Source organism: Cryobacterium lyxosi, assembly GCF_004403345.1.
GTDB lineage: Bacteria > Actinomycetota > Actinomycetes > Actinomycetales > Microbacteriaceae > Cryobacterium > Cryobacterium lyxosi.
This window is the reverse complement of record NZ_SOGT01000012.1, coordinates 26,270-51,654: the sequence shown is the minus strand read 5'-3', so window position 1 is coordinate 51,654 and position 25,385 is coordinate 26,270. Positions and strand designations below refer to the sequence as shown.

Below are 25,385 nucleotides of genomic sequence, written 5' to 3'. Positions count from 1 at the left end.
GTCTTGAAGGGTGCGCACGCCTTGATTACCCTGACGGCATGTGCCGAAACATTCACGTCCTGAGCAACTTTGAACCCGCCGCGACCGACGACGAAGTGCACGCGGCCGCGCTGCAATACGTGCGCAAGATCAGCGGGTCGGCGCACCCGTCGAAGGCCAATCAAGAAGCCTTCGACCGCGCAGTGCACGAGATCACTCACATCTCCCAGCACCTGCTCGAAGACCTCGTGAGCGCCGCACCACCCAAAAACCGGGAGATCGAGGCGAAAAAGGCCAAGGCGCGTTCCCAGAAGCGGTTCGCTGCGGCTTAGCGGCTCAGCCTTTCCGCATAGAGCACCATGACGGCCGCCACGACGCTGGCCGCCGCACCGAACGCCAGGCCGAACGCTATGGTGATGCCGGCATACAGTCCGTCGTCCAGCACCGATAGCACAGCCGCGATCGCCGCGGACAGCAACACCACACCGCCCATCGCGCCGAATGCGGCCACTGTGACGCGCAGGCGCCGCGATTTCGTCAGGTGCCGATCGGCAATCGCTATTGCGGCGAGCCCGCCCAACAGTGCGACCGCCCCGATGACGAAGCCAATCACGCCGTAGTTCGCCATGGAACGCACGACGAACCAGAACCGAAATTCGGTTTCTCCACTACCGGCGTCGGTCATCACGACCGCCACGCCCGCCGCGAGCAGAAACCCCACGAACGGTGCAAACACCGCGATGCGCCAATAGCGCCGAATTACCATGTGCCCACCCTACGGTCTAGAAGTCCACCCAGGCACTGGGCAGCGGATGCGCGACTCGACCTGGCCGGGTGCGCTCGCGTCGCTCGGCCCGGTAAACCAGAATCGCAGCCACGCTGCCCGCCACGGTAGCGACGACCAGGCTGATAATGACCAGCAGGTAGGACCAACCGCCGTTTCCAATCGTGCCCAGCACAATCCCCACAGTCAGCACGCCGCCGGCCGCACCGAGAGCGGCCAGTACCGTGCGAGTGCCCGATGATGTCGTGAGGTGCCGGTCGAGGCAGCCGACCAGAACGAAGCCGCCGATCAGCGCGGCGCCGCTCACCACGAGACCGACGGCGCCGTAGGCCAGAATCGCCGCAACGACACCCCCGGCGCTCTGGCCGGTTCGTATATAGGGATTACCGCCGAGGGCTATCACCCCGAACACACCTGCCCCCAGCAGAAACCCGATTACCGGCGCGACAAGCAGGATGCGCCAGTACCGGTGAATCATCATGGCTCCCACCCTCTGGCGCCTGGCATGGCGTCAAATTATTTAGTTCTGGTAGCTCTTAATCGTTTCGCGAATGTCCTTCGCGAAGAGGTATATCTCGTCAAGGGTGTCGATAGGGTGGCGAGTCTCGACCTTGTCGGCGTCGAAGACTCCAAGGTACTTCTGCTTCCGTCCATTAAAATGAAGTCGCGCCACCGGCTTGCGATTGTTGTCATCGAGAAGCACTGCGAAATAGGATTTTGAATCTCTATGCATCACTCGCTGTGGCTTTACTTCGCTGCAGGCAATCGCTTTGACGATTTGATACCCCTCTAGTTCTTCAAGAGTCGTCTCGATCTCGGTGTCTCGGGCGAGATCGATCTCAACTATGTCGTGGCTGTTAATGACTTCGCCGCGCACTTCTGACGCTGCACCCGAAAAATTCGAACCGCCCAGCGCTGTTTTCAATCGGTCGTTAACCTGATCGTTCAGGAACTGCTTTGTCGATTTTGCCACCAGGGACGTAAATTGCTCACGGATCTTTTGCGTAAAAGCACCGTCGTAAACTCGTGTCGTGAAAAATCGAATCCAGTCGTCTTCAGGCTCCGTAAACTGAGCCGCGATAGTGCGCTTTATTTGACCGATGTACTTGAGCTCCTCTGCCGAGTTAATGATCGAGTCGAGGTCAAAAACGTCCTTGGTCAGTTTCCTCAGTTCCGGAATCAGCGTTTCGTCGATGTCCATCAAATCCAGAACCAAAAACGGCTTTTCATCCATACGGTTGGGCGCGTCTAAGTCCGTGTAAAACTGGTAAATCTCGCCATTTGTGAGAACGGCGATACGCGCGTTGGTGACTGCGAAGTAGCGGAACAACTGTGAGGCGTGTTCAATCTTCAACGCTTCCGTGGACTTCTTACATTCGACAAGGATCTGGACTTCGCCGTCGCGCATAATCGCGTAGTCGACCTTTTCGCCCTTTTTCACGCCGACATCGGCGGTGAATTCGGGGACGACTTCCAACGGATTGAAAACGTCGTAGCCCAAGATGGTCGAGATGAAGGGCATGATAAAAGCGTTTTTGGTAGCTTCTTCAGTCTGAATTGCTCCGCGCTGGTTTCGTACTTTGAGAGCCAATGCCCCTATTAGTTCTGCAAATTCCATAGTTCCCCCGATGTGTGATTTTCTACCTCCGAGCTTATCGGCTCGACCTAAATCAGTTGAGCTTCGGTGGGATTTGGTGCAGCGGGGCGCGATCCTCTCCTTCCTGAATCGTGGCTAAGTTGCCCGTGGAATACGGATGCGGTGCCCGAGCGTCCTAATCTGGTCACACAATTCTTTCGCACGTTCTGATCGACGGACTCAGACGGGGAGAGCCCGACAGCGTCGACGCTCACACTCCAGCGTATGATCGACTCGTTCTGGGCGGGTCTGGGCGGGTCATGGCGGCGACCGCCGCACGGGGCATCCGTCTGTTGGCTTACGGGAGGGCAAGTTACGGCGGATCGACCGAAAGTGATGTCGGCCTCGCTTCCGCCGCCGGAACCGAGGGTCTCGTCGATGACGACCTGGCCTTCGTTCTGCCGTGGGGTTTCAGCGTTGCCGACATCGTGACCCCCGTGCTGTACGCGCAGGGTGGTCGGGATCGTGTGGTACCGCCCGCGCACGCTACCTGGCTGCTGCAGAACACGCCAGAGGCGGAGTTGTGGCTGCGGCCTCGAGACGGGCACATCGCCGTTCTGGATGCCTGCGCGGTCGCGATGGATTGGCTGCGCGAGCACTCCCGACTGTGATCCGGCGCGGTGAAGCCTTGTCGGGTCGGATGAAGCGCGTTACTGTAACGGCAATGTCGTGGCCAGCACCGGAAGGACACGAGAATGACAATCGTTCGCGCTCCGAGGCCGTCCCGCATTATTCGTCGTGCGCTCGCCGCGCTCGCCGTGCTCGCCACTATCGCCGCCTCGTTTACGCTGTTGCCGACCGATGTCGCTGATGCTTCCAGCGGGTCCGGCCCAACCGCGAGCCTCGTGCGGACCGCCCCCGACCTGGCCAAACTCTGCGCCCGCCTGAAGATCACGGTTGCCAAAACCACCCTGTGCAGCCACGGGCCCGACCCTCTCGCTGCTTTCGGCGGTGCGGCCAAGCTGAAGCAGACATCTGCTTTGGAGGAGCAGCGTGTAGCCGCCGCTCCGGCGTCGGAACTGACCGCGTTGTGCAGCGCGGGCGGCGTGAGCGGCAAGCGCATCGAAGTGATCTACGGCGTACCGCAGGATCGCACCAACCGGTTCGCCGAAATGCTCGCCCCGCTGCGCGACATCGTGCGGCAGGTCAACAACAACCTCGAGGCAGTGGATGCCGCCACCAGCCAGAATTACCGTTTTCTGTGCACGAATGGTGCCGATGTGACGGTGCGCAACGTGACACTGGCTCCGGTCGGAACGGATGGCACGTACACCTTCGACGACTATGTGATAAGCATGCAGAACCAGGTCGAGCGGGGCCTGGGCCCGGTGAATTACATCGCGAACGACCGCTTGTACATCACCTACATCGACCAGATTCAGGATGTCTACCCGTACGGCGGTCAGGGCGAGCTGACGGGCGACGATCAGCCGAGTGCCGCCGCCAACGCCAACAACGATTCGCGGCCGCGCTATTCCATGTCGGCTTACCTGGACATGCCCGTGATCGCCCACGAGATTGGCCACAACATTGGTGCCGTGCAGGATTCTGCGCCGCACTCCACCAAGGGCGGCCACTGCTACGACGAGAACGACCTCATGTGTTACGACGACGGAGGGCCCTATTTCGCCCTCGGCGGCCGGCTGACCTTCACCTGTGCGGGGCTCGCCTCGGCCGTCGACTGTCATAGCGAGGATTACTACTACCCGGGCACGCCGCCCGCGTCGAACTATCTCGCCACCCACTGGAACACCGCTAACAGCGGATTTCTGAGCCCGATCGTGTCAGTGGTCAAACCCTCCCCGCCGACCGCCGTCACGGCGATTGCCGGCGATGCCCGCGTGTTCGTAGGATGGGCCGGGCCTGCTACCGGGGCGCCGGTGGTGGATCTCTACCACGTGGTTGTCATTGCGCCTTCCGGTGACCAATGGCTGTGGGCCGGTGATGGAAGGGAACGAACTGCAACAATCAACGGTCTCACTAACGGGACGCCCTACACAGTGTCCGTATCTGCAGAGAATTCGTCCGGATCCAGCGCTCAGGTTTCAGCCCCCACCACCGTGGTCCCGAAAGTCGCGGCCATTCGCGAAACATTCACCTCGTCGGCCGCGAACTTCACGGAGATTCGCGGCGGCACGTGGGCTGTAGCGTCGGGCCGGTATTCGCTCACAGCCCCGTCGACAGCCGCCGCGCCAAACGCTAACCTTGCCTTGCAGAAAACAGTGATGGCCGGGGATTTCTCGGTCATGGCCACCGGGATGACCGTGGCCTCAACGTCACCGTGGAACGATTTCTCGATCGTCTTCGACTACCGCGATGCGCTCAACTATTACTTCGCGAACTTCAGCGAGGGACAAGATGCCGCCAGCAACGGTCTGTTTCGCGTTTCGCGTGGTGTTGCCGTCCAGATCGCTGACTTCACCCCCACGATCACGGCAAACACCTTCTACTCCATTCGCATCGAACGGCAGGGTGCGGCCATTCGCGTTTTTCGTGGCACCACCCTCCTCGCGGCAGCTGTCGACGCGACGTTCTCTTCCGGCCGAGTCGGCGTCGGTAGCAAGAACGACGCCGCCAAATTTGACGACCTCATCGTGACCGGAACAATCGGAGGAACCGACACGATGGCTCCCACGGTCGCGGCGAAATCGCCGGTGAGCCTGGCCACCCGGGTCGCGCAGACCGCCAATACGACGGCAACATTCAGCGAAGCCGTGCAGGGAGTCTCGCCGACCACGATGCGACTAAAAAACGCTGCCGGTACGACTGTCTCCGCCGCGGTCAGCTATGACGCGGCGACGCGAATTGCCACCCTCAACCCGAGCGCGAGTCTCGCCCCCGACACGAAATACGCTGTCAGCCTCACCGGGGGAGCTACCGCGATCCGCGACGGGGCGGGCAATCCGCTCGTGTCGACGGGGTGGAGCTTCACGACCGGGCCGGCGCCGACGATCACCATCCGTACCCCCTCCAGCGGGGCCACAGGCGTTAGTCGTACCGCGAGCATCTCGGCGACGTTCAGTGAGGGGATGGCCGGAGTTGCCGCATCCACTTTCACGCTGAAGAATACCGTGACCGGCGCACGGATCACCGGCGTCGTCTCACGCAGTGGCACGACCAACAAGTGGATCCTGAACCCCGGTTCCACGCTCGCAGCCAGGACCAGTTTCACCGTCACGGTCACTGGCGGCACCACGATGGTGCGTGACCTGGCTGGCAACCCCGTCTCGACGAGCATCTGGAAGTTCACCACGGGTAGTTGATAGCGGGGCAAGTTAGTCTGAAGCGATGCCCGCTTTACCTGACCTTGTCTGCTCCGAGTGCGCCGCAATCTATCCGGTGGCGAGCCTGGCCTGGAGGTGCAGCTGCGGCGGTCTCCTCGACGTGGTCGATTTCGTGCTGACGATGGATGCCACGGCTCTGCCCGGCCGCAGCCCCTCACTCTGGCGCTACACCGAAGTCCTACCCATCGCGGTGGACCTCACGGTTTCCCTGGGGGAGGGGTTCTCGCCCCTCGTGCCCTCCCGCGCGTTCCCTCACGTGCAGCTCAAACTCGACTTTCTGTTGCCGACGCTGTCGTTCAAAGACCGCGGCGCAGTCGTGCTCGCCACCCTCGCCAAACGGTTGGGAGTCACACGGGCCATGGTCGACAGCAGCGGAAACGCCGGCACGGCGATGGCCGCCTATTTCAGCCGGGCCGGGATCGACTGCACGGTGTACGTTCCCGAATCCACCTCCCCTGGCAAACTCGCGCAAATGCGCACGCACGGCGCGACGGTTGAGCTGGTGCCCGGTTCGCGAGCGGACACCTCCGCGGCGGCACTGCTCGCGGCGGGGCAAGACGGCGTGCTGTACGCGAGCCACGTCTACCACCCGTACTTTCTGCACGGCGTGAAAACCTACGGCTACGAGATCTGGGAGCAGCGCGCACGCTCGCTGCCCGAGACGGTGGTGGTTCCGGTGGGCAACGGAACGATGGTTCTCGGCTGTTACCTCGCCTTCAGCGAGCTGGTTGCCGCTGGACTTGCCGAGCGGATGCCGCGCATCGTCGCGGTGCAGGCATCCGCGTGTTCACCGCTGGAACAGGCCATGGCGCAGGGACTCGAAGCACCCGTGGCCGTTCAGAACGGCGCCACGATCGCGGAGGGCATCGCCATCACGGCGCCGCCTCGGGGAAAACAGCTTCTCCGGGCCGTGCGCGCCACCGGCGGCACCATAATCTCCGTCACCGACGAGCAGATCGCGGCCGCACACCGGGAGCTGGCTGACGAGGGGCTCTTCGTCGAGCCGACCTCAGCGGTCTCGTTCGCCGCCGTGCGCGCCGCCGTCGACCGAACTTATGTCTCCGACAGTCCCACCTGGGCGGTGGCCGCGAGCCTGCTCACCGCCCAATTCGTGGTCGTGCCGTTGTGCGGTGCCGGCCTGAAATCACTGACACGGTGAACGAGTACCCCCTGTGTCCCGCCTGCGGCACCGAGATGATGGCGGACGGCGTAGACACCGCTGAAGGTCTCGAATCCTGCCATCGGTGCCCACGATGCCGGTTGGTCATCCTCGTACCCGGCTTGTGGCCGGAATAAGTGCATTCCTGACGCATAACTTTTTATTTGCAGAAGAACTTCATTTCTTCTGCGCACTTTTCCTGAGAAGACCGGTTGTTCTTGCGCCAATCTGGTGTTAGCAGCCGATACCGGCCAGTTGAGTCAGTTGTCCCGGCTCAGCCCAACTCAGACGTCGAAGGAAAAAACATGACTGTGTACCAGAAAGACATCGAGGACGTTGAAGCCCTCAAGCAGCAGGTCGGAAGCAGCTGGGACGCTATCAACCCCGAATCCGTCGCCCGTATGCGTGCCCAGAATCGGTTCAAAACCGGCCTGGAGATCGCTCAGTACACCGCAGACATCATGCGCAAGGACATGGGGGAGTACGACGCTGACTCCTCGATCTACACCCAGTCGCTCGGCGTCTGGCACGGGTTCATCGGCCAGCAGAAGATGATCTCGATCAAGAAGCACCTCAAGACCACCAACAAGCGCTACCTGTACCTGTCCGGCTGGATGGTTGCCGCGCTGCGCAGCGAATTCGGTCCTCTCCCCGACCAGTCCATGCACGAGAAGACGGCCGTTCCGGCCCTCGTTGAAGAGCTCTACACGTTCCTCCGCCAGGCCGACGCCCGCGAGCTCGACCTGCTCTTCACGGCCCTGGACAATGCTCGCATCGTGGGCGACGACGCCAAGATCGCCACGCTCACCGGTCAGATCGACGCCTTCGAGACCCACGTCGTGCCGATCATCGCCGACATCGACGCCGGTTTCGGAAACCCCGAAGCTACCTACCTCCTGGCCAAGAAAATGATCGAGGCCGGCGCCTGCGCCATCCAGATCGAAAACCAGGTCTCGGACGAGAAACAGTGCGGTCACCAGGACGGCAAAGTCACCGTTCCCCACGAAGACTTCATCGCCAAGATCAACGCCGTTCGATATGCGTTCCTCGAGCTCGGCATTGAAAACGGCATCATCGTGTCCCGCACTGACTCGCTCGGTGCCGGCCTCACGCAGAAGCTCGCTGTGACCAACCAGCCCGGTGACCTCGGCGACCAGTACAACTCGTTCCTCGATGTCGACGAGATCACCGAGGCCGACCTGGGCAACGGCGACGTCGTCATCAAGCGGGGCGGCAAGCTCTTGCGCCCGAAGCGCCTGGCCAGCAACCTCTTCCAGTTCCGTTCCGGAACCGGCGAGGCGCGCTGCGTGCTGGACAGCATCACGTCATTGCAGAACGGCGCCGACCTGCTCTGGATCGAGACCGAGAAGCCGCACATCGGCCAGATCGCGGCCATGATGAACGAGGTTCGCAAGGCCATCCCGAATGCCAAGCTGGTCTACAACAACAGCCCGTCGTTCAACTGGACCTTGAACTTTCGCCAGCAGGCATACGATGCACTCCTCGCCGAGGGCAAGGATGTCTCCGCTTACGACCGCGCCAAGCTCATGAGCGTCGACTATGACGAGACCGAACTAGCCCTCAACGCCGACGAGAAGATTCGTACCTTCCAGCGCGACAGCTCGAAGGAGGCTGGTATCTTCCACCACCTCATCACCCTGCCGACCTATCACACGGCCGCGCTCTCGACGGATGATCTGGCCAAGGGCTACTTCGCCGACCAGGGCATGCTCGCCTATGTCAAGGGTGTGCAGCGTCGCGAAATTCGCGAGGGAATCGCCACGGTCAAGCACCAGAACATGTCCGGTTCCGACCTGGGTGACAACCACAAGGAGTACTTCGCCGGCGACGCAGCACTGAAGGCTGGTGGCGTGAACAACACGAGCAACCAGTTCGACGAACCGGCTCTGAGCAGCCACTGACTCCCACGGAGCGTGTAACGAAGAAGCCCCAGTCAATCGACTGGGGCTTCTTCGTTACACAGACCGAGGGAGATGTGGGACCAGCCGCGGAGCTGTCAGATCGCGATTGACCGCCGCCGCAATCGGCGCGTATCAGACCCGTCCGGGCACATTGCCGTCTGGTTGGTTCTGCTTGAGAAGGCGCGATATTCCGAGAACGATCACGACAATGATCAGACCAAGAATGAGGCCGAATGCGGCCGACATAGCGGTGTCGATAACCCAGACGACGACGGGTCCGGCCGTTTCGACGGTTTGGGTTGCTGCGTGCAGCACGTCGTAGGGTGCTTGCCAGAACGTATCGGCCAGGTTTGAGATAACCAGGTGGCCGCCAACCCACAACATAGCGACCGTCCCGATGATGCCGATCACCCGAAACACAGCGGGCATCGACCGCACGATGCGCGCACCGGTGCGTCGCAGCCATCGTGCTGAGTTCTCCATCAACGTCAGTCCGACGTCGTCGATCTTCACCAGCAAAGCGACCGCGCCGTAGACGAGCACCGTCATGCCGAGGCCGATCACCACCAAAGCACCGAGCGTCATCCAGATCTCGAAATCAGGATCCAGGCCTGCCAGCGAGATGAGCATGATCTCTGTGCTGAGGATTAGATCGGTGCGAATGGCGCCGAAGATGAGCTTGCGCTCATCCCGCGCTTCCGTCTCGCCAGCGTCATGATGAACGCCGAACCATTCGGTCACTTTCTCGGCACCCTCGAAGCAGAGATAGGTGCCGCCAAGGATCAGCAACCACGGCAACACCCATGGTGCGAACGCAGACAGGAGTAGTGCCAGCGGAATAATGATGATGAACTTATTGAACAGGCTGCCCAGTGCGATCCGCCAGACCACGTGAAGCTCGCGCGCCGGCGACAGCCCCTGAACGTACTGCGGGGTGACGGCAGCATCGTCGATGACGACTCCTGCCGTCTTCACACTCGCCTTGAGGGCGGCGGTGAGTATGTCATCCACTACGGCAAGCAGGCCGACCGACATCTGGTTCTCCTCGGATCGGGCATCGCCTGGTGCAGGGCGATGGCATTGGTGTCCACAATACTGCGTGGCGGAGGCGGGTGATTCCTGGCTTAGGGACGATCAAGTAACCAACGCCGCCGGGTGTCTCAAGCTCGGGTGGTGAGACTGTGTGTGAGATGCTCTTTCTGTACCCGGATGAATTGTTGGGTCTGAAACTGTCTGGCCGCGCGTGGGTCGAAACAGCGCTTCGCAAACGAAATGAGCAGAACTATCGGCACTCAGCGAGAAGATTCCGTGCTGTTGACCGATTCGGCTGCGGCGAAGCCACGTAAAGCTGCGCAGCGGGGTGGTGAAAGATTCAGGGGCCAACGCCGCGGGCTGATGGGCTTGCTTTTGGGGCTGGCCGTGTTAGCTCTCCTTGCTGTATTGCGCATGTCGGCACCTCAGTCAGTGGCTGCAGGGATGTCGGACTCTGCCAAGGACTTCGTCACACTTGCCGTGAGCGTACTTATCGAGTCACTGCCGTTTGTTTTCTTGGGTATTTTTTTGTCTGTCGTCGTACAGGTTTGGCTTCCGGATGGCTTTTTGCTTCGTCACTTGCCGCGACGGGGAGTATTGCGGCGGTTTGCGGTTTCGCTGATCGGCGTTCTGGTACCTGTTTGCGAATGTGGAAACGTACCGCTCACCCGCGGCCTCATCATGAAGGGGCTCACGGTAGCCGAGGCGATGACGTTCCTTCTTGCCGCGCCAATTCTCAACCCGATCACAATCATCACGACGTATCAAGCGTTCGGCTGGGAGAACGGAATCCTGGTCAGTCGTATCGCTGGCGGGTTTTTGATCGCAAACCTCATCGGCTGGATATACAGCCGTCACCCCCGTCAGGAGACCCTCCTCACGTCGCAGTTCCAGGCGGCCTGCGCCAGCGAAGGGGAGCATCACGCTGCTGCTGGCAAACTCCAGCGCAGTGTTCGTCTCTTCACCAAAGAGACCAGCGCGATGATGCCGGCGTTGTTCATTGGTTGCGGCATTGCCGGGGCGATCCAGGTGGGGATACCCCGTGACGTGTTAGTTACCCTGGGCACCAATCCGGTGTGGTCCGTCCTGGCTCTTATGGTGCTGGCCTTCGTCGTATCGATTTGTTCGAACGTGGACGCGTTCTTCGTGTTGTCGTTTGGAGCGACATTCCTTCCTGGTGCGATCGTCGCTTTCCTGGTCTTCGGCCCGATGATTGACATCAAAATGCTCGTTCTGATGCGAACCACGTTCACGGCGCGAACGTTGGTCCAAATTACGAGCGTTGTGGCTCTCTGTTCGGCCGCGCTGGGGCTGGCGGTGAACTATGTCGCTTAGTCATCTGATCACTCGATGGCGGGGAGCCCTGTTGAGCTTGATCGGAATTGTCGCGACGGTGTGGCTGGGCATCACCGGTCAATTGGGCCTCTACATTCATCCCCGGTATTTTGCTTTTTCGATCATCATGGCGGTCCTGGCCGCCGCTGTCGTTATCGTGTCATTCGCGCTGTCCCCAGGTGACGAACACGCAGGGCACGATCACGATCACGAAACCGGGCACAAGCGTTTCTGGGCAGGCGCGAGCAGCGTGGTGATCGCCGCCTCCGCGGTAGCTCTGTTGGTTTTGCCGCCCACGACCCTAACGACAACCACCCTGGAGCAACGCGATTTGAACGGTTCCGCCGCAGCGCTGACCGAGGAAGCTTCGGCAAAGTTGACAGGAGGGGACGCCTCAAAATTCTCTGTGAAAGACTGGGCTTCACTGCTGCGACAAGGCGCCGGGGTCGAATTTTACGCCGGAAAAAAAGCCCAGCTCACCGGATTCGTGACGCCAGACCAGGATGATCCAGAGAACGTGTTCTACGTGGCACGATTCGTTGTGAGCCACTGCGTGGTCGATGCCCAACCGGTGGGAGTACCGGTGTACCGGCCGGGATGGCAGGACGAATTTCCGCTCGACAGTTGGGTGGGCGTTTCTGGCGGCCTGACCGCGAATCCCAGCGTCGCCAGCAGTGAGGGAATAGTCATCATTCCTGAAGTGGTAGCCGCCGTCGACCAACCACAACAGCCGTATGTCTACTGATTTCACCCGATCCGGCCGAGACTTCACCCGGATGTTGCTCACGACCGTTATCGTCCTCGCCGTGCTGGCGGGCGCACTGGCACTGCTCAACACCACACGAGGACCCAGATTGGAATCGGCGGCCATCAACCTCGGAAGTGTCATCGATCACCCGGGGCAACGATTGTTGCTCAACACCGACCAGCCGATATCCAGCATCGACCCAGATCAGATCACGGTGACCCCGGAGGTCCCGGTATCCGTCGCCGTTGACGGCACAGTCGTAACCATCACCTTCGAAGACGTCCTCAACTACAACACCGATTACCGGGTCAACATCGACCCGGTAATCGGATTGTTCCAAGGCGCCCAGTCGTCGATTGAGTATGACTTCACCACCGATGATGTGGACCTGTACACCCTGCATCGCGACTCAAGAACCACCGATGATGGCACGAAGCGACCGGACGAAATACGGCGCGACACGCTTCTTGGTACCGAGGTGGGGCAGGCACTATTCACAGCGGAGCGGATACAGGAATTCGCGGTGCTTCCGGGGTATCTCGCCGTGGTCACGCTAGATCAGGAAAATAGAAATCACCTCACAATGTTTTCTCTCACGGAGGAGACCGAGCTTGAAATTGTGCTGCCCTCCGATACGGTCCTGAAAGACCTTCAAACATCACGCACGACAAATCTGATCGGCTTCACGCTAACGAGCGGGCTAGTTGGTGGGGATCACGATCCGGTTGACACTCTCTACACATACGACGTCAACGAGCAGACAGCAGTGCCACAACCAGTTTTCGGGGTCGACCAGCGGCCCCTACCGGTAACGGACTACGTTTTCGTTCCCAACACCACATCCCTGGTGGCGCACGGTCCGGACGAGGTCATGTATCTGATCGACGTGACTGTGGAGGGTGACATAGTTCCCCTCGGCCAGCACGTCGAGATGCGGGGCCTCATCCCAGGAACAAACTCCCTGGTGGTTGCTGACCCGACCCAAGGCGCATCAATAGATCTGCGCGACAGTACCGTGACCCCTTTGGACTTACCTGCCGATGATGAGCTTGGTGATGCCATCCCCGCAAAACTTGAAGTCCTCAACCGGGAGGGCAAATACGTTCGTCTGTATTACGCGTGGGGTACCGATGGAACGTCCCGCCCGCTCCTGGCTCTCACCGACCGCGAAGGCAGCTCGTTCGTCTACGTGCCAGCCTCACCGGACACCGACATTCGGGATTTTTGCGTCTCCCCGAACGGTCAATATGTGGCTGTGGAAACCTTCCCTCGCGGGGGAGATAGTGATCAATACCCGACTCTGCCTGGCTCTTCCGCAATGATGACTACGTTCGTAGACCTGAGCACCGGTGTCAGCAACCGCAGCATCAACGGATTTCAACCGCACTGGTGTAAATAATTCGATTCGCTGGCAAATAAAATTCACATCATCCCCCAACCGCCAGGGCCCTGACAAGATGCCCCTGGGCGGCTACGAAAGCGCTCTCCGACACGCACGATTATTCACATTCAACTCGGGCTAAGGCTGATCTCAGGTGGCCCGTTGCTAACCGGCTCCCTGCTACTCGTGCACCGGCCCGTGCAGACCAAAGTCCTACGGGCCGGCCGCGATGTTCGGGCCTTCCCACTGGGCGGCCCACGACGCAGCGGATGGTATCGTGCCGTGCACGGTGTCGCGCGGGTGCACGGTGGGGTGGGTGCACGGTGGGGTGGGAGCACGGTGGGGTGGGAGCTATCCGGATGGCTTGGTGGCCCCGACGCGTACCGGATCGGTCCAGGGAGTCACCGTGCCGTCGTCAAGCACGGCACGGACGCGGTAGGCCAGTGTGGAGGCCTCGGCCAGCTGGATGTCGCGTCCGAGCATCCCGGCAGCCGCGTCGTTGACGCCGCTGGCGATGTCGAGCTCCAGACACTGCCCGTCCAGCTCCCGGAGGCTGGTTCCGGACCCTTCTGTCGTCACCGCCTGCGCCTCAAACCGTGTCGTGTTGCCCCCGTACTGCTCGAAGCAGGCGCGCCAGGTGGTGGTCCAGGACACCCGGCCGTTTTGCTCGGTGGTCATCTCGTCGTTGAGGAGGGCCTCGACCACCTCAACCGGTTCGCCAGCCTCCACGGGTTCGGCCGGTGATGTCTCCGGCTGCGCGGTGCCCGCCGGGGCTGCGCACCCGACCAGGAGCAAGGCGGACAGACCCAGACCGGTCAGCAGTGCGATCGAGCGCGGGTGCACGTGATGAGGCGGCAGGCGCCGCCCCATCACGTGGCGTTTCCTCAAAGAGTCGTCACCATTCGACGTCGCCGAACTTGACGCCGTTGATGATGACCGTTCGCGGCGGGACCTCGGTGCCGGGCGCCAGGTCGCTGCCGACGACCACGCTGCGCTGACCGATCACGCTGCCGTTCCCGATGGTGCTGCGGAACACGATGGACTCGTCCTCCAGCACTACGTCGTCGCCCACCACCGTGGGCTCCTCGGGCTCACCGGCAACGACCACCCTGCCGCCACCGTGCACGACGACCTTGTCGCCGTACTGCACCCGATCACCGGCGACCAGGTCAGCTTCTTCCAGCGCATGGAAGATCACGTCATCGCCCATCCGGTCCACCGATCCGACTCCGAAGGGCTCACCTTCGTCCGCCCGTAGCGAGATCCGTGCGCCACTGACGCTGGAGAAACGACTGAAGGTGTCGATCAGGTTCAAATCGCCGATCAGCCGATTTCGGAACCCGGGCACCCGCTTTTCCTGCCCGGCGAAGCTCGGCAGGTCGCGATCGTGGTTGAACTCGGTGTGCCCCGGGTCGAAGTTCACGCCGCGCACGTTGCTCGGGTTGTCCCGGTACAACCGGGTGTACTCTCGCGCGAAAGCGGTATTCACCTCGATGACGGCTTCGTTGAAGGCCACATCGGCCTCGTTGATGAGGCGCACCTTGCCCAGCGCAGGGTCGTCAGCTTCCGTCTGGGTCGTGACGTTCTTGCCGGGCAGCACGATGAAGCCGCTGCGCAGCCGAACGCCGGGGCCGACCCTGCCGAGCGCACCAACACCGGTGTTGCGTTCCAGGACAGCACCGTCCACCTGGCTCGAGAACGACAGGAAGACCTCCTGGTCGCCGGCGGGGTCCGCCGGGATGTCATTGCCCTCGACACCGATCTGGGCCGGTCCGATCACCGAGACGCCGTGCGCCAGGATGACGCGATCGCCGATCTCGACGCCGGGCTCCGCATGTCCTTCGCCGCGGACGGTCTCGCGCCCACCGTCATCGTCGGAGTCGGAGTCGGAGTCGGAGTCACCGTCTCGTGCACCGAGGATCAGGACGTTGTCCTGGACGTTGCTCTCGTCGCCGATGCTGATGGGGGCATCGTCATCGGCAACCAGCTCGGCGAACGGGCCGACGTACACGTGCTCGGCCAGGCTGATGTGCTCCGGCTCCTTGACCTTTGCTGTGGCGTCCAGGAAGGTCGCGGTCTCGGCCGGAGATCCAGCCTGGCAGACCGGACGGTTCTCCTTGGTCGGGTGGCAGCCCTCGGGCTCGGCGGCCGTGGCGCTCAAAGACACCAGCCCCGTCAGCAGCAGTGCCGACGCTGCGCCGCTCGCCACGAGTGTACGTCTCATGGTTCTTCCTCTCATGGGTCTTCCTCTCACGGTTTTTCCTCTCACATCCCTGGCGCTCACCCCTGTGTTACCGGATGCGGCGCGACGTCAATTCGTCAGTGAGCTTGGTGTGCGACAGTGTGACACAAGGGCTTTCCCGTTAGCTACCCCGATTTACGGGCTTGTTTTTTTGGGAAATGGGGATTTCCTGGGCTGCTTGGCCGTGTCGGCGAGAGCCGACGTGAAAGCGCTTCAACGAATGCTTGGGCACGCCTCAGCGAAAGAGACGTTCGACACCGACAGCGACCTTTTTGCTGCTGACGTAGACAGCGTTGCAGCGGCACTGAATCAGGTCACGACAAAAATGAATCTGGCCAAGATGTAGGCAAATGAAACCGGACACGACGAACGGGCTGGCTGTAACGCCCAATACCCATGCGGTCCCCGTTGCGACCCCGTGACGGTCGCCGAGAGAACAGGACAGTGGCTGCTCAGTGACACGCCGTTCACTCTAGGTTCGTCTTTCGCGTAGGAGAGGTGCCCTAGCGCATGCCTTCCCGGCGGAGGGCGGTGGTGATGGCGGCACCGCGGGTGTCGACACCGAGTTTCGCGTAGATGTGGGCCAGGTGGGTCTTGACTGTGGCCTCGGAGATGAAGAGGCGTTTGCCCAGTTCACGGTTGCTGAGTCCCTCGATGAGAAGGCTTAGCAGTTCGGCTTCCCGCGGGGTGAGGACCTCATCGGGGTTCCTGAGCTGCTGGAACAGTCGCGACGCGACAGGCGCGCTCATGAAACTCCTGCCTTGGATGGCGCCGCGGATGGCGCCGAAAATCTCCTCCGGGTCAGCGTCCTTGAGAAGATAGCCCATGGCTCCGGCATCGACGGCGCGAACAATGTCGGCATCGGAATCGTAGGTGGTGAAGACGAGGATCGCTGGCTGCGGGCTACGCCGACGGAGTTGCCGGATCGCCTCGATGCCGTCCATGCCTGCGCCGAGGGCTAGGTCCATCATCACAACGTCCGGAGAGCAGCGCTCAGCGGCGGCGAGTGCTTCTTCTCCGGAGGCGGCTTCGGCGATGACGTCGAGGTCGAGTTGGGTCCCCAGGAGCGCCCGCAGCCCGGTGCGGACCACCAGGTGGTCATCCACCAGGAGAACGGAGATTGTCATGGTGCTTCCACCCGCACTTCCCCCGGCACTTCCGCCGGCTGCGCCTGCCCGGTGGCGGGAACCGGGAGCTGTGCTGCCACGATGGTCCCTTCGCCCGGAACGCTTTCCACCGCAAAGACGCCGCCCAGCTGTTCCACGCGTTGGCGCATGGCCCGCAGGCCGTATCCTCCGCTTTCCGAGGGCTCGGCAAGGGCCCCGGGGTCGAAGCCGCGGCCGTCGTCGTAGACGTCGAGCGTCACCGTGCACGGAAGGTACCCGAGGGTCAGGCTGGTATTGCCGGCATCGGCGTGAAGTCTGATGTTCGCTGCGGCACTCTGTGTCACACGAAGCAGGGCATGCCGGACGTCGGCCGGGACCGGACGTGCCTCACCGGTGACCTTTACCTGGACGGTCTCCAGATAAAGCGACGCTGCTTCAAGGAGTGCCTCCGCCAGCGGCGCGTCGATTCTCGGTACGGAGAGTTCGTGCACCAGACTGCGCGTGTCGGCGAGGTTCTGGCGGAGCAGGGACCCAGCCCTGCTGATATCCGTGCGTGCCGCAGGATCCGGCCAGGTACGCAGTGCGGCTTCGAGCAGGAGCACGCCGGAGGCCAGGCCCTGGGTCACCGTGTCATGAATTTCGCGAGATACCCGCTCACGCTCGGCAGCGATTCCGGCATCGCGTGCGCTGGCCGCCAACTGGTGCTGTGCGTCGGAGACCTCCGCCGCAAGCTGTCGCTGGAGGGCTGTATCGTGCTCCATCCGGTCGTAGACCAGGGTCAGCAACCCTCCGGCGGCCAGCGGACCCAGCAACATGGCGACATCAGTGGACCCGCTCAGACGGAATAGCCCGATGGCGGTGGAGACCGCCGTCGCACCCCCGGCCAGATAGGCGGCCCAGCCGCTGAAGGCCGCGCGGCAGAGGAAGAACACGGCAAGCGAACACCAGGCGAAGCTGGGCGCGAGGATCACCAGCGCTGCCCAGCCCACCACGAGGGTGAACACCCAGGGCGTCCAGGGCCGCCGGCGTTGCGCGAGCACGGCGATTCCGGCGTATAGCGTGCAGACCGCTGCCACGAGTATCAGCACCGGAACATTGTCGGCGGGGCTGTGCCGAAGCACGTACCGGACCCCGGACGTGACCATGAGTAGGGCGAAACTCAAATGGACGACGGCGTCGATTCGGCCGAGCTCCGGGCGATCAACCGATACGGGTGGCGGGGTGGCTGCGGCAGGCATGAAGATCCAGTCGATATGGGGCGCTGCGATCATCCTAAAGGCCCCGCGGCTACTGCCCCTCAACCATTCGGCTGATATTGCCTTCACAATGGTTGAGCCCGAGACCGACCGATGCCTGATGCAGGAGGACCTGCAGTTCGCCAGCATAGGGAAACAGCCGATTGCAGGACCATTCAAGGAGAATGTCATGAAGAAGTCGCACAAGGTTTTTGCCACCGTCGCCACCGCAGCATTGTTGCTGACCGCGGGTGTCGGCGCCGCTGCTATGGCAACGCCGGCTCCCGCCCCCGCGGCTGGGTCTGCTTCCGCTTCCGCATCTGACATCCAACCGGGTGCTGGAACCGTGGTGGCCCAGAACCGGATCACAGTCGGCGCGTCGGCCGATGCAGTGAGGGCGGCCCTGGCGAAGTGCCAGGCGGATAACCTACCGTTCGTCACCGTCGCACTGGTAGACCGCTTCGGCACTGTCCAGGCGCTGCTGCGTGGTGACAATGCCGCCGAACACACCATCGAAGCCGCCAAGCAGAAGGCCTACACCGCCGCGGCCTTCGGGGCGCCCACGAGCGAACTCGCCAAGCGCATCACCGGGAACGGCCCCGGCATCCACGACCTCCCCGGTACCCTCTTCCTGCCCGGCGGCGTGCCCCTGAAGGTTGACGGCGTCTCAGTAGCCGGCATCGGAGTGGGCGGTGCCCCGGACGGTAAGCTCGACGAAGCCTGCGCAGCAGCCGGAGCCGCTGCAGTCACCGGCGCTGAAGGGTAATTTTCCTCCATGGCACCCTCCCGGAGTCATGGCTGGTCCGGCGCCTTGACCGCGTATGCCGGCGGCTCGTGGATACAGCGAAAAGCAAGCTGACGATAAAAATCTAAGTTCATGTATTTTCGTCCTCGTTGGCGTAAGTCTGACGCTCGCCTGATAACCCTCGTCGGAGGCATCCATGGGCGCCGGGTCAGTGTACGACACCGCAAATGGCCGTTGCTGTCGCGTGCGTTACCGCAAGCCAGACAAATCACACACGGACAAGCGAGGTTTTCGAACCCGACGCGACGCCGACTTGTTTTTCGCATCTGTTGAGATCGCCAAACATACTGGCCGATGCATCGATCCCGGCCGCGCCCGAGTCAGGGTCGCCGACTGGACAGACACGTGGCTGGCCAGCTCAGACCTGCGCCCATCGACTTTAAAAGCTGGCGGATCACATGTTTGTGGGGGTCCGCGGTGACGGTGTGCTCCGCAAAAGGGTATTTCGACGCGGGCGGTTCGATTCAGCCGCTGCTGACTTAGACAGCGTTGGAGCGGCGCTAAACCAGCTCGTTACAAAAATGAATGTGGGCAAACGATGAATTGCCGACAGCTGCACGGATGGCTAAAGGGGCTTGATTCCGTGTAATCACGAGGATCTTGCGAGTGTGTGTCGCGTGACAGACCATTTTGGATATTTTGCCAGCTCTGGACTCCCGGAATTTTGCGGAAGTCGCTATTGGTTAATCCGAAAGTCTTGCCACCGTACTTCGGACACGTGACAGCGTTGAGCAAGAATGGCGCGCCCTACTGCATCATTTCTATTAACCGTTCGACCATTGGTCGAGCACTTCCAAACCGTCCCGCAAATGGAACGCTCTGCGGGAATCTTCTGAAGACCGCGAACGTGCTCCGTAATATTGGCCGTATGAATACAAGACTGTCGATTCGGCTGGCTACACCAGCGGACGCCGCGGCCATGGCACGTATTCACGTGGCGACGTGGCAAGAGACCTATCGGGGCCTCATGACTGACGAGGTGTTGGACGACTCAGAGTTCGTATCTGCGAGACAGCGTTTCTGGACGATCGGGCTGACGGATGAGCGATTCGCTCACCATCGAGTTGCCGTCGCGGAGTTCGACGGCGAACTGATCGGGATTGCCCAGAGCGCGGAGCCCACGGATGCCGATGCTACATGGAGTCAGCAACTCAACATCCTGTGCGTGCTTGCCTCCGCGCACGGCACGGGGGCGGGAAAAAGCCTCCTGGAGGCTGTCCTTTTTTACGACGCAGCGGCCGCACTGTGGGTGGCCGACCCAAATCGCCGAGCCCAGGCGTTCTACCGCAAGCACGATTTCATTCCAGACGGAACTGCCAAGGAAGAATATGGAATCAAGGAGATTCGAATGGTTCGACGGGGACAGAGCAAGCTACAACCATCCGAAAGCGCACCCGATCGCGCCTGAACGCGCGCGCGCTGGCACCTGCCTCTCGCAATGACCGCTGAAGGAGCATGACATGCAGCGATTTCCACCGATTGAGCCGTATGCCACGGGGCGAATGGACGTTTCCAGGAGTTACGGCGCTGTCATTGAGGTTTTGAAGTCGTTCATTTCGTCGATTGCGTCGGTGAGTCAAAGACCGGACATTTACGTGCCCCTCTGACTTGGGAGGCGAAGGCTCCGTTTCCTAGCCTTCTGTGGCATACCCGAAGCCTCCGAGGGTGAAAATCTGCCCGTCTGCGTCGATACGGACATCTCCTTCAGGGCGCGGTGTGGTTGTGTAGTGGAAGCCGTAGACGAGGACAGCCTCGATGGCAAGTTTCATGAACTCGTGTTTCTCAATGTCGTCAGAAAACGCGAAGGGTTCGATACCCGCGTATCTCTTCGCGATCCCGCTGATGCCGAAGATCTCGAAACGCCTGAGGACGTACCTTTGCCCTGAATTTGGGTCCGTTTCTTCCTCTTCACTCATATTGAAGGGAATGACGCTTTCTTCCCGGACGAGCTGGAAGGCATCTCCGGGCCGGCGTCCGACGCCCGAAACTCTTTGGAGCCAGACGCCGCGCTCATGGTCGACGACATACAGCCGGTCGCCAAGTGCGCCCCTGACCGGAGCATCCTCAATCGTGAACAAGCTCGTCCCCTCGTCGTCGCTTCCGCCAAACTCGGCCCCATCGGCAGAGTGAAGTCAACAATGACACCGAGTCACTCATAGGCCCAGCCCCCTATCCAGGGTGGCGCAGTGGTCGAGGAGTTACGGGGCTCCGCTTATGACGGCACCCTTCTTTCAAGTGGCGACGTCCACCTGCACAGTGCCTCGAAACCTAGAGACTGCCCATGGGTTTCGAGGCAGTTAGGTTACGAGACACTGCTGAAGCATCGTGCGGTGTGAGTCGCAGCGGGAACCTTGAACGAGACGATTGAGCGGTGAGTTGATCCACGCCTGCTGAGGCCCACCGGAGAGCACGTTATGTGACAGTCATCGATAGATGATCGACACCGTATTCCTCAACGGAACGGTCGGCGCCGGCAAGTCGACTATCGCGGCCGCTCTCAGCGTCCTGATGACTGAGAGTGGGCGACACCATGCCGTAATTGACCTGGACCACATCAGACGCGCCTGGCCAGCGCCCGAGGGCGACAGATTCAATCACGAACTCGAACTGCTGAATCTGCGCGACTTGGTCGTCAACTATCGGAATGCTGGTATCGAGCACTTCATCCTCGCCGGCGTTGTCGAGCAAGCCACCGAAGTGCCCCGGTTCGAAGCCGCGTTGAAGAGTCGCGGCCTTCTCCTCTGCCGGTTGGATGCCGATGGTGCCACTCTGATCAGAAGACTCAGTTTGCGCCATGCCGACAACCCGACCGAGCTGGATTGGCACCTGCGGCGCGCGGGCGAACTCGCAGCGTTCCTCCAGAGGGCGGCAATTGATCACGTCGTCGTGGACGCTTCAGGAGACGCACCAATGGTGACGGCAAGAGAAGTGATGCAGAAGGCGGGTTGGTGAGGGCGCGTTCGGTCTGTTCCGAGTGGAACCTCGAGCGACACGGATTTGGGAGGCTATGCCTACCCGGGTTCAGCCGACGTGTCACAGGGGAACCCTCTGCGGGTCTGCGTGCTCAAGCGTTTGGTCGACCGTTTCAAGGCTTTGCGGAAGGAAGGGCCAAGGTGACCTTTGCCCTGCAGAAGCCAGCTTCCGGCGTGCAAATTTCACGCATACTTCAGATTTGCTTCTGATTCGACTGCGGCCGGAGATTACCGACCCCCGGGCTCTTCGGGCTCATCGAGATTGCCCGGTGCGTTTGCCTGACCGCTTTTCCGGGGCTGTAGGTCACGCGTTCTTCGACTCTGCTTGCCGGGCCCAGTCAACGATCAGGCGCACGCCCTCGGTGAAGCTCTGGTCGTGCGGGCGATTGAGGAAGGCGGGGAACGTTCCGGGCAGCACGTGGTAATCGACCACGTCGCCGGCGGCCGAAAGTTCTTGGGGAACTGGCCACCCGATGAACGCATCGAGTCCCGATCCGCGTCGATCATGAGTGTCGACGGAAACTCGTGCCGGGCGTGGCCGCCAGCAAATGCGTAACGTTCCGTTAGCGCGGTTCGCGTGCCCGAGTAGTGGAGATACGTCAGATTGAGGAGCATTGGAGGACACCGCCGAGACGGGCCAATTGCTTCGTGAGTCACACCCAAGACTCCAGGACCACTGCCATCCTGACCAGCCAGCACCACACTCAAAGATCGCCTCGGTGGGCCCGTTCGATGTTCCGGGTCGGTCGAAGACGGTGTCCCGTGCGGCGCCCTGGCAGCCGCATCGTCGACACCACTCATCGGAATCGACCACCCGGCACTCGATCACCGCCCTACCCGGTTTCACTCGTTGTCCCACGGCTTCCAAACCGAGGGCGTCGAGGCGGCAGAACAGAGTCAGATCAGGGGCGTCGAAGGTAACGTGAGACACCTCGAGGTCTTCCGGTTGGGGAGCGTAAGAATTCCCATCATGGAAGGCCTCGACACCTACCGGCGACCAGCCCCACCGGCTCCGTTACACCCTCATCTGCGAAGAGCCTTGTCAACCGACGACGCCGAGCACGTCGCGCGGCTCGAACCTCAGGTCCGCGAGTTGTGGCGGGCGAACGCGATCGTGCGCAACGCATCGGTGGCGGGCAGCCTGTCTGCGGCGCTGCCGTCTCAGTATCGACGCGGTGGGAAGGCTTGCAGGTAGTTGCTGACTCCTTGGAGCGTGAGACATATGCTGCCTATCTGCGGCCCTTTCATCGTCACCGCGTGCAGCGCCCAGCCCGACGGCAGCGAACGCCGCCGCCGTCAATGCGCCGAGGGTGGTCGCCGCTGAGCTGGCCGGATCGTTACAGATATGCCCCGGCCGAAATCGTTGGGATAGTGCACGTTCCGCCCCGCCACAGGGTAACGCCCCCAGACATACTTGCGGACTGGTACCTGCCCACGTTGTAGCGACCAACGAACCTGTTGCCGCTGTCGTGATAAGCGCTGTTCATCCAAGCAGAGTCGTTCCAGCCAACCCCGCCCGAGGTGCCAACTGCCAAGTTTCTGTAGATGACGTTTCCGTTCGTTGAGTTGAATCCGTACGAGACGTTCATGTTTCCGCGGATCCCCAGGTTATACACGTAAATCCAACTGGAACCACAGTTGTAAGTCTGAACGGTCTGCGTAGTCACGTCACCGGGCTTGGGGCAGTAGCCGCGCGCCTGCGCGTATCTGGCAACCGCACCCTGAACTTGTCACAGTCGAGGGTGGCGCCCGCAACGACAGCACCATCCGGAATGGAACCGGCTTCTGCTGGGGGTGTGGGCGCAGCGTCTGACATCGGCGAGGCGCTCTGGGGAGCTAGGTCTGCGGCGACGGCAGCGTGGCCAGTTCCCAGCAAACCCATCGTCGCTAGTAAGCCAACGGATACTGCTGCGATCCATCGATGGCGAAGAAACGGCCTATTTTGAGTTACATCAACCTCCTCGAGCCGGATCTCGACGACCGGATTTCGACCGCTCGTCGGCTCCTTCGAGCATGATGTCCTGCCGGTCGACCTCGCGCAAGACCCGAGTTCGGCTCGACCCGTCGAGTTTTAGAGCCTGGTGCGTTACCACGCGTACGTCCCGCCGGCACAACCGACGGCTTCGGGCGTAACATCGCACCATGGTCATAAGGCAGGTTGCGTTCGTCAACGGTCGAGCTCTGGCTTCCGCCCTCTGGGTTATGTCCGCATTGGGTCACAAGACGAGTTCTCTTGGAACGCTGCAACTGGCTCCGCACCAGCCGATCAGAAGCGCGTCCGACAGGGCTTTGTTGGAGGCGTGTTCCTGGGCTGCCGAGTACGGCATGGCGTTTCCAAGAGATGTTGAACGCATTCGTGCAACCGCTCCCGGTGTCGCAGAGCGACACTTCTTGGCTGAGGTGCTTGCACAGCTCGAGCCACGTCTCGACGGTTGGTTGAAGGAAGTTTGGCCGGAAAATGTAGCGGTCGAACCTGCCGCGAACGAGCATCTGCATTGGATGCTTCGACACGGAGTTCGCGGCCGCGCCTCCTCCGAAACATATCTCATCCTGCCGACAGTTGAACCCATCGGCCGCAGAGTCGAGGACTCCGCCTGGGTGGTCTCGCGGTCACTACTGAATGATCGAGACGCGTTCCGCCGCTGGTTGAGAGGTCGCGCGAAGTTGCCGATTGCGTCCTTGGACACTTTATTCGTCGACGCCGGTGCGTAAGTAAACAGCTGACTGGCGAACGGAAGACAGCATTACGGGCTCATCGCATTCGAGAGTCGTCGCCGAAGGGGCCCTGCGGTCGCGGTGTTCTCATGAATGCTGCCTTCGTTCGGCGGTGATCGGTTAGAACCGGAGGTCCGGGCCGGTCCGGCTGAACCGTCTCGTGGGCAGTACGCGAACGTGCGGTCGCCGGAGAAGCCAACCGTGGAGTCCAACAGGTCCGTCACATCTTGCGCGTCGATGACCAGGCTCGAGATGCCCTCTTGGATCAGAAGATGGCATCCGGCGCTTGCAGCGCTCGTTACCGGGCCGGGAACGGCGCCGACGGGCCGGCCCAGGGAGTGGGCTTGCGCGGCGACGTTGAGCGAGCCGGAGCGATGCCCGGCTTCGACGACGATGGTTGCGCCGAACCGGGCGACCAGTGTTCCGGTGACGATGTCGCCGGGCTCGGAGAGTGCCGCGAGCGTCATCCTCGCGTCGCGCTCGTCGTGCGTGGTCTCGGTCATGGCATTGCCTCCTCGATCTGAATACGAGGTACACCCAGGGGCCCGAGCCTCGGCGCATTCGTCTTCCTCATGGTGGTTCCCGCTACGGACAAACCTCGCACCAGTTCCGTGGGAACAGCGTTGCGTTCCGCTGCGTCCGGCGTATTTTCGAACGCGTTACCGAGGAGGACGACCTGGCCGAGATCTTTAACCTCGCCCAGTGGGCCCCGAAGAAAAGTTAGGTCATACAAAACCCAGCCGCCAAAACCAAAGTTGACCAGCACTTCTGGAACTCTGACTGAGGCTAGCTAGGAAACTCCCGCTAGATCTGCGAGAGAGCCAGGCATGATCCATCAAGGCAGTATGTGCCACGCCCGTCGAGTGTCGAGCCGGGCGGTCAGGAAGAGGGTGACACCTATTATTCCGAGGATCGCGTCGAACGTGATTCCCCAGTCCCATACGCTCGCCCGGGTGTGCACCAGAAGGAGTTCGTGCTCGCTCGGGACCCGGCGAGGGGTGGGGCTGACATGCACGCCGGACGAGGTGAAACGTGCTGCCTTGGACCAAT

The 25,385-nt window shown here is 61.5% G+C and carries 23 protein-coding genes and 1 pseudogene; 12 read left to right on the top strand and 12 right to left on the bottom strand.

Going from position 1 to position 25,385, the window contains the following annotated elements; all coding sequences use genetic code 11:
* Positions 1-38: 38 nt before the first annotated feature.
* Positions 39-311, top strand: a complete 273-nt coding sequence (locus E3T27_RS10080) for a DUF2277 domain-containing protein (RefSeq protein ID WP_104198150.1) — start codon at positions 39-41, stop codon at positions 309-311.
* Here the strand turns inward: E3T27_RS10080 and E3T27_RS10075 are convergent.
* From E3T27_RS10075 to E3T27_RS10065, 3 genes are read right to left on the bottom strand one after another with little or no spacing between them, the layout of a single operon-like run.
* A complete protein-coding gene (locus E3T27_RS10075; RefSeq protein ID WP_104198149.1) occupies positions 308-745 on the bottom strand; it encodes a hypothetical protein in 438 nt (145 codons plus the stop codon). The genes E3T27_RS10080 and E3T27_RS10075 overlap by 4 nt on opposite strands.
* Positions 746-761: 16 nt before the next feature.
* A complete protein-coding gene (locus E3T27_RS10070; protein ID WP_134572527.1) occupies positions 762-1,244 on the bottom strand; it encodes a hypothetical protein in 483 nt (160 codons plus the stop codon).
* 39 nt (positions 1,245-1,283) lie between these two features.
* Positions 1,284-2,381, bottom strand: a complete 1,098-nt coding sequence (locus E3T27_RS10065; protein WP_104198147.1) for a type I restriction endonuclease — start codon at positions 2,379-2,381, stop codon at positions 1,284-1,286.
* Positions 2,382-2,659: 278 nt separating this feature from the next.
* Here E3T27_RS10065 and E3T27_RS10060 point away from each other — a divergent pair, with 278 nt between their 5' ends.
* The 4 genes from E3T27_RS10060 to E3T27_RS10045 all read left to right on the top strand — a co-directional run bounded on the left by E3T27_RS10060 (position 2,660) and on the right by E3T27_RS10045 (position 8,764).
* Positions 2,660-3,010 (top strand): hypothetical protein, encoded by a 351-nt coding sequence (locus tag E3T27_RS10060; protein WP_134572525.1) that lies wholly within the window; start codon positions 2,660-2,662, stop codon positions 3,008-3,010.
* A gap of 84 nt (positions 3,011-3,094) precedes the next feature.
* Positions 3,095-5,662, top strand: coding sequence for an Ig-like domain-containing protein (locus E3T27_RS10055; protein ID WP_134572523.1), 2,568 nt, complete (start codon positions 3,095-3,097; stop codon positions 5,660-5,662).
* Positions 5,663-5,687: 25 nt separating this feature from the next.
* On the top strand, positions 5,688-6,842 hold the full coding sequence (locus tag E3T27_RS10050) for a threonine synthase (protein WP_134572522.1): 1,155 nt from the start codon (positions 5,688-5,690) through the stop codon (positions 6,840-6,842).
* 305 nt (positions 6,843-7,147) lie between these two features.
* On the top strand, positions 7,148-8,764 hold the full coding sequence (locus E3T27_RS10045; protein ID WP_104198143.1) for an isocitrate lyase: 1,617 nt from the start codon (positions 7,148-7,150) through the stop codon (positions 8,762-8,764).
* Positions 8,765-8,896: 132 nt separating this feature from the next.
* Here E3T27_RS10045 and E3T27_RS10040 read toward each other — a convergent pair whose 3' ends face one another.
* Positions 8,897-9,799: a DUF808 domain-containing protein gene (locus E3T27_RS10040; RefSeq protein ID WP_104198142.1), complete on the bottom strand. Its 903-nt coding sequence runs from the start codon at positions 9,797-9,799 to the stop codon at positions 8,897-8,899.
* Between the two features lie 279 nt (positions 9,800-10,078).
* Here E3T27_RS10040 and E3T27_RS10035 point away from each other — a divergent pair, with 279 nt between their 5' ends.
* Genes E3T27_RS10035 through E3T27_RS10025 form a run of 3 tightly spaced genes read left to right on the top strand, consistent with a single transcriptional unit; the run spans position 10,079 to position 13,278 of the window.
* The gene (locus E3T27_RS10035) at positions 10,079-11,131 is read left to right on the top strand and encodes a permease (RefSeq protein WP_420898063.1); all 1,053 of its coding nucleotides are present in this window, start codon (positions 10,079-10,081) and stop codon (positions 11,129-11,131) included.
* 37 nt (positions 11,132-11,168) lie between these two features.
* Entirely contained in the window at positions 11,169-11,876 is a 708-nt protein-coding gene (locus E3T27_RS10030) for a TIGR03943 family putative permease subunit (RefSeq protein WP_241992210.1), read from the top strand.
* Positions 11,866-13,278 (top strand): Ig-like domain-containing domain, encoded by a 1,413-nt coding sequence (locus tag E3T27_RS10025; protein ID WP_134572518.1) that lies wholly within the window; start codon positions 11,866-11,868, stop codon positions 13,276-13,278. The genes E3T27_RS10030 and E3T27_RS10025 overlap by 11 nt, the downstream gene beginning before the upstream one ends.
* 333 nt (positions 13,279-13,611) lie before the next feature.
* On the opposite strand, the gene E3T27_RS10020 is transcribed toward E3T27_RS10025, so the two are convergent.
* Positions 13,612-14,148, bottom strand: a complete 537-nt coding sequence (locus E3T27_RS10020) for a hypothetical protein (protein ID WP_134572516.1) — start codon at positions 14,146-14,148, stop codon at positions 13,612-13,614.
* Positions 14,149-14,155: 7 nt separating this feature from the next.
* Entirely contained in the window at positions 14,156-15,484 is a 1,329-nt protein-coding gene (locus E3T27_RS10015; RefSeq protein WP_134572514.1) for an LbetaH domain-containing protein, read from the bottom strand.
* Between E3T27_RS10015 and E3T27_RS17230 the strand changes: the two genes are divergently transcribed.
* Positions 15,483-15,848, top strand: a complete 366-nt coding sequence (locus E3T27_RS17230; protein ID WP_134572512.1) for a hypothetical protein — start codon at positions 15,483-15,485, stop codon at positions 15,846-15,848. The genes E3T27_RS10015 and E3T27_RS17230 overlap by 2 nt on opposite strands.
* A 157-nt stretch (positions 15,849-16,005) precedes the next feature.
* Here the strand turns inward: E3T27_RS17230 and E3T27_RS10005 are convergent, their stop codons facing one another.
* Together E3T27_RS10005 and E3T27_RS10000 are read right to left on the bottom strand one after the other, a co-directional pair.
* Positions 16,006-16,629 carry a response regulator gene (locus E3T27_RS10005; protein WP_104198136.1) on the bottom strand — a complete coding sequence of 208 codons (624 nt, stop codon included), beginning with the start codon at positions 16,627-16,629 and terminating at the stop codon, positions 16,006-16,008.
* The gene (locus tag E3T27_RS10000) at positions 16,626-17,846 is read right to left on the bottom strand and encodes a sensor histidine kinase (RefSeq protein WP_104198490.1); all 1,221 of its coding nucleotides are present in this window, start codon (positions 17,844-17,846) and stop codon (positions 16,626-16,628) included. The genes E3T27_RS10005 and E3T27_RS10000 overlap by 4 nt, the downstream gene beginning before the upstream one ends.
* Positions 17,847-18,033: 187 nt before the next feature.
* Here E3T27_RS10000 and E3T27_RS09995 point away from each other — a divergent pair, with 187 nt between their 5' ends.
* Positions 18,034-18,609, top strand: a complete 576-nt coding sequence (locus E3T27_RS09995; RefSeq protein ID WP_134572511.1) for a GlcG/HbpS family heme-binding protein — start codon at positions 18,034-18,036, stop codon at positions 18,607-18,609.
* 757 nt (positions 18,610-19,366) lie between these two features.
* Positions 19,367-20,056 carry a GNAT family N-acetyltransferase gene (locus E3T27_RS09990; RefSeq protein ID WP_241992209.1) on the top strand — a complete coding sequence of 230 codons (690 nt, stop codon included), beginning with the start codon at positions 19,367-19,369 and terminating at the stop codon, positions 20,054-20,056.
* A 223-nt stretch (positions 20,057-20,279) separates the two neighbouring features.
* Here E3T27_RS09990 and E3T27_RS09985 read toward each other — a convergent pair whose 3' ends face one another.
* On the bottom strand, positions 20,280-20,726 hold the full coding sequence (locus E3T27_RS09985) for a hypothetical protein (protein ID WP_134572509.1): 447 nt from the start codon (positions 20,724-20,726) through the stop codon (positions 20,280-20,282).
* A 355-nt stretch (positions 20,727-21,081) separates the two neighbouring features.
* Between E3T27_RS09985 and E3T27_RS09980 the strand changes: the two genes are divergently transcribed.
* Positions 21,082-21,600 (top strand): adenylyl-sulfate kinase, encoded by a 519-nt coding sequence (locus E3T27_RS09980; RefSeq protein WP_198416519.1) that lies wholly within the window; start codon positions 21,082-21,084, stop codon positions 21,598-21,600.
* Between the two features lie 324 nt (positions 21,601-21,924).
* Here the strand turns inward: E3T27_RS09980 and E3T27_RS17180 are convergent, their stop codons facing one another.
* The 3 genes and pseudogenes from E3T27_RS17180 to E3T27_RS17350 form a co-directional block, all read right to left on the bottom strand.
* Positions 21,925-22,053, bottom strand: a complete 129-nt coding sequence (locus tag E3T27_RS17180) for a hypothetical protein (protein ID WP_255408790.1) — start codon at positions 22,051-22,053, stop codon at positions 21,925-21,927.
* Positions 22,054-22,362: 309 nt separating this feature from the next.
* Positions 22,363-22,551 (bottom strand): annotated as a pseudogene (locus E3T27_RS09975) (ISL3 family transposase); the annotation flags it as partial.
* A 1,813-nt stretch (positions 22,552-24,364) separates the two neighbouring features.
* A complete protein-coding gene (locus E3T27_RS17350) occupies positions 24,365-24,838 on the bottom strand; it encodes a DNA-processing protein DprA (protein ID WP_104198132.1) in 474 nt (157 codons plus the stop codon).
* Between the last annotated feature and the right edge of the window lie 547 nt (positions 24,839-25,385).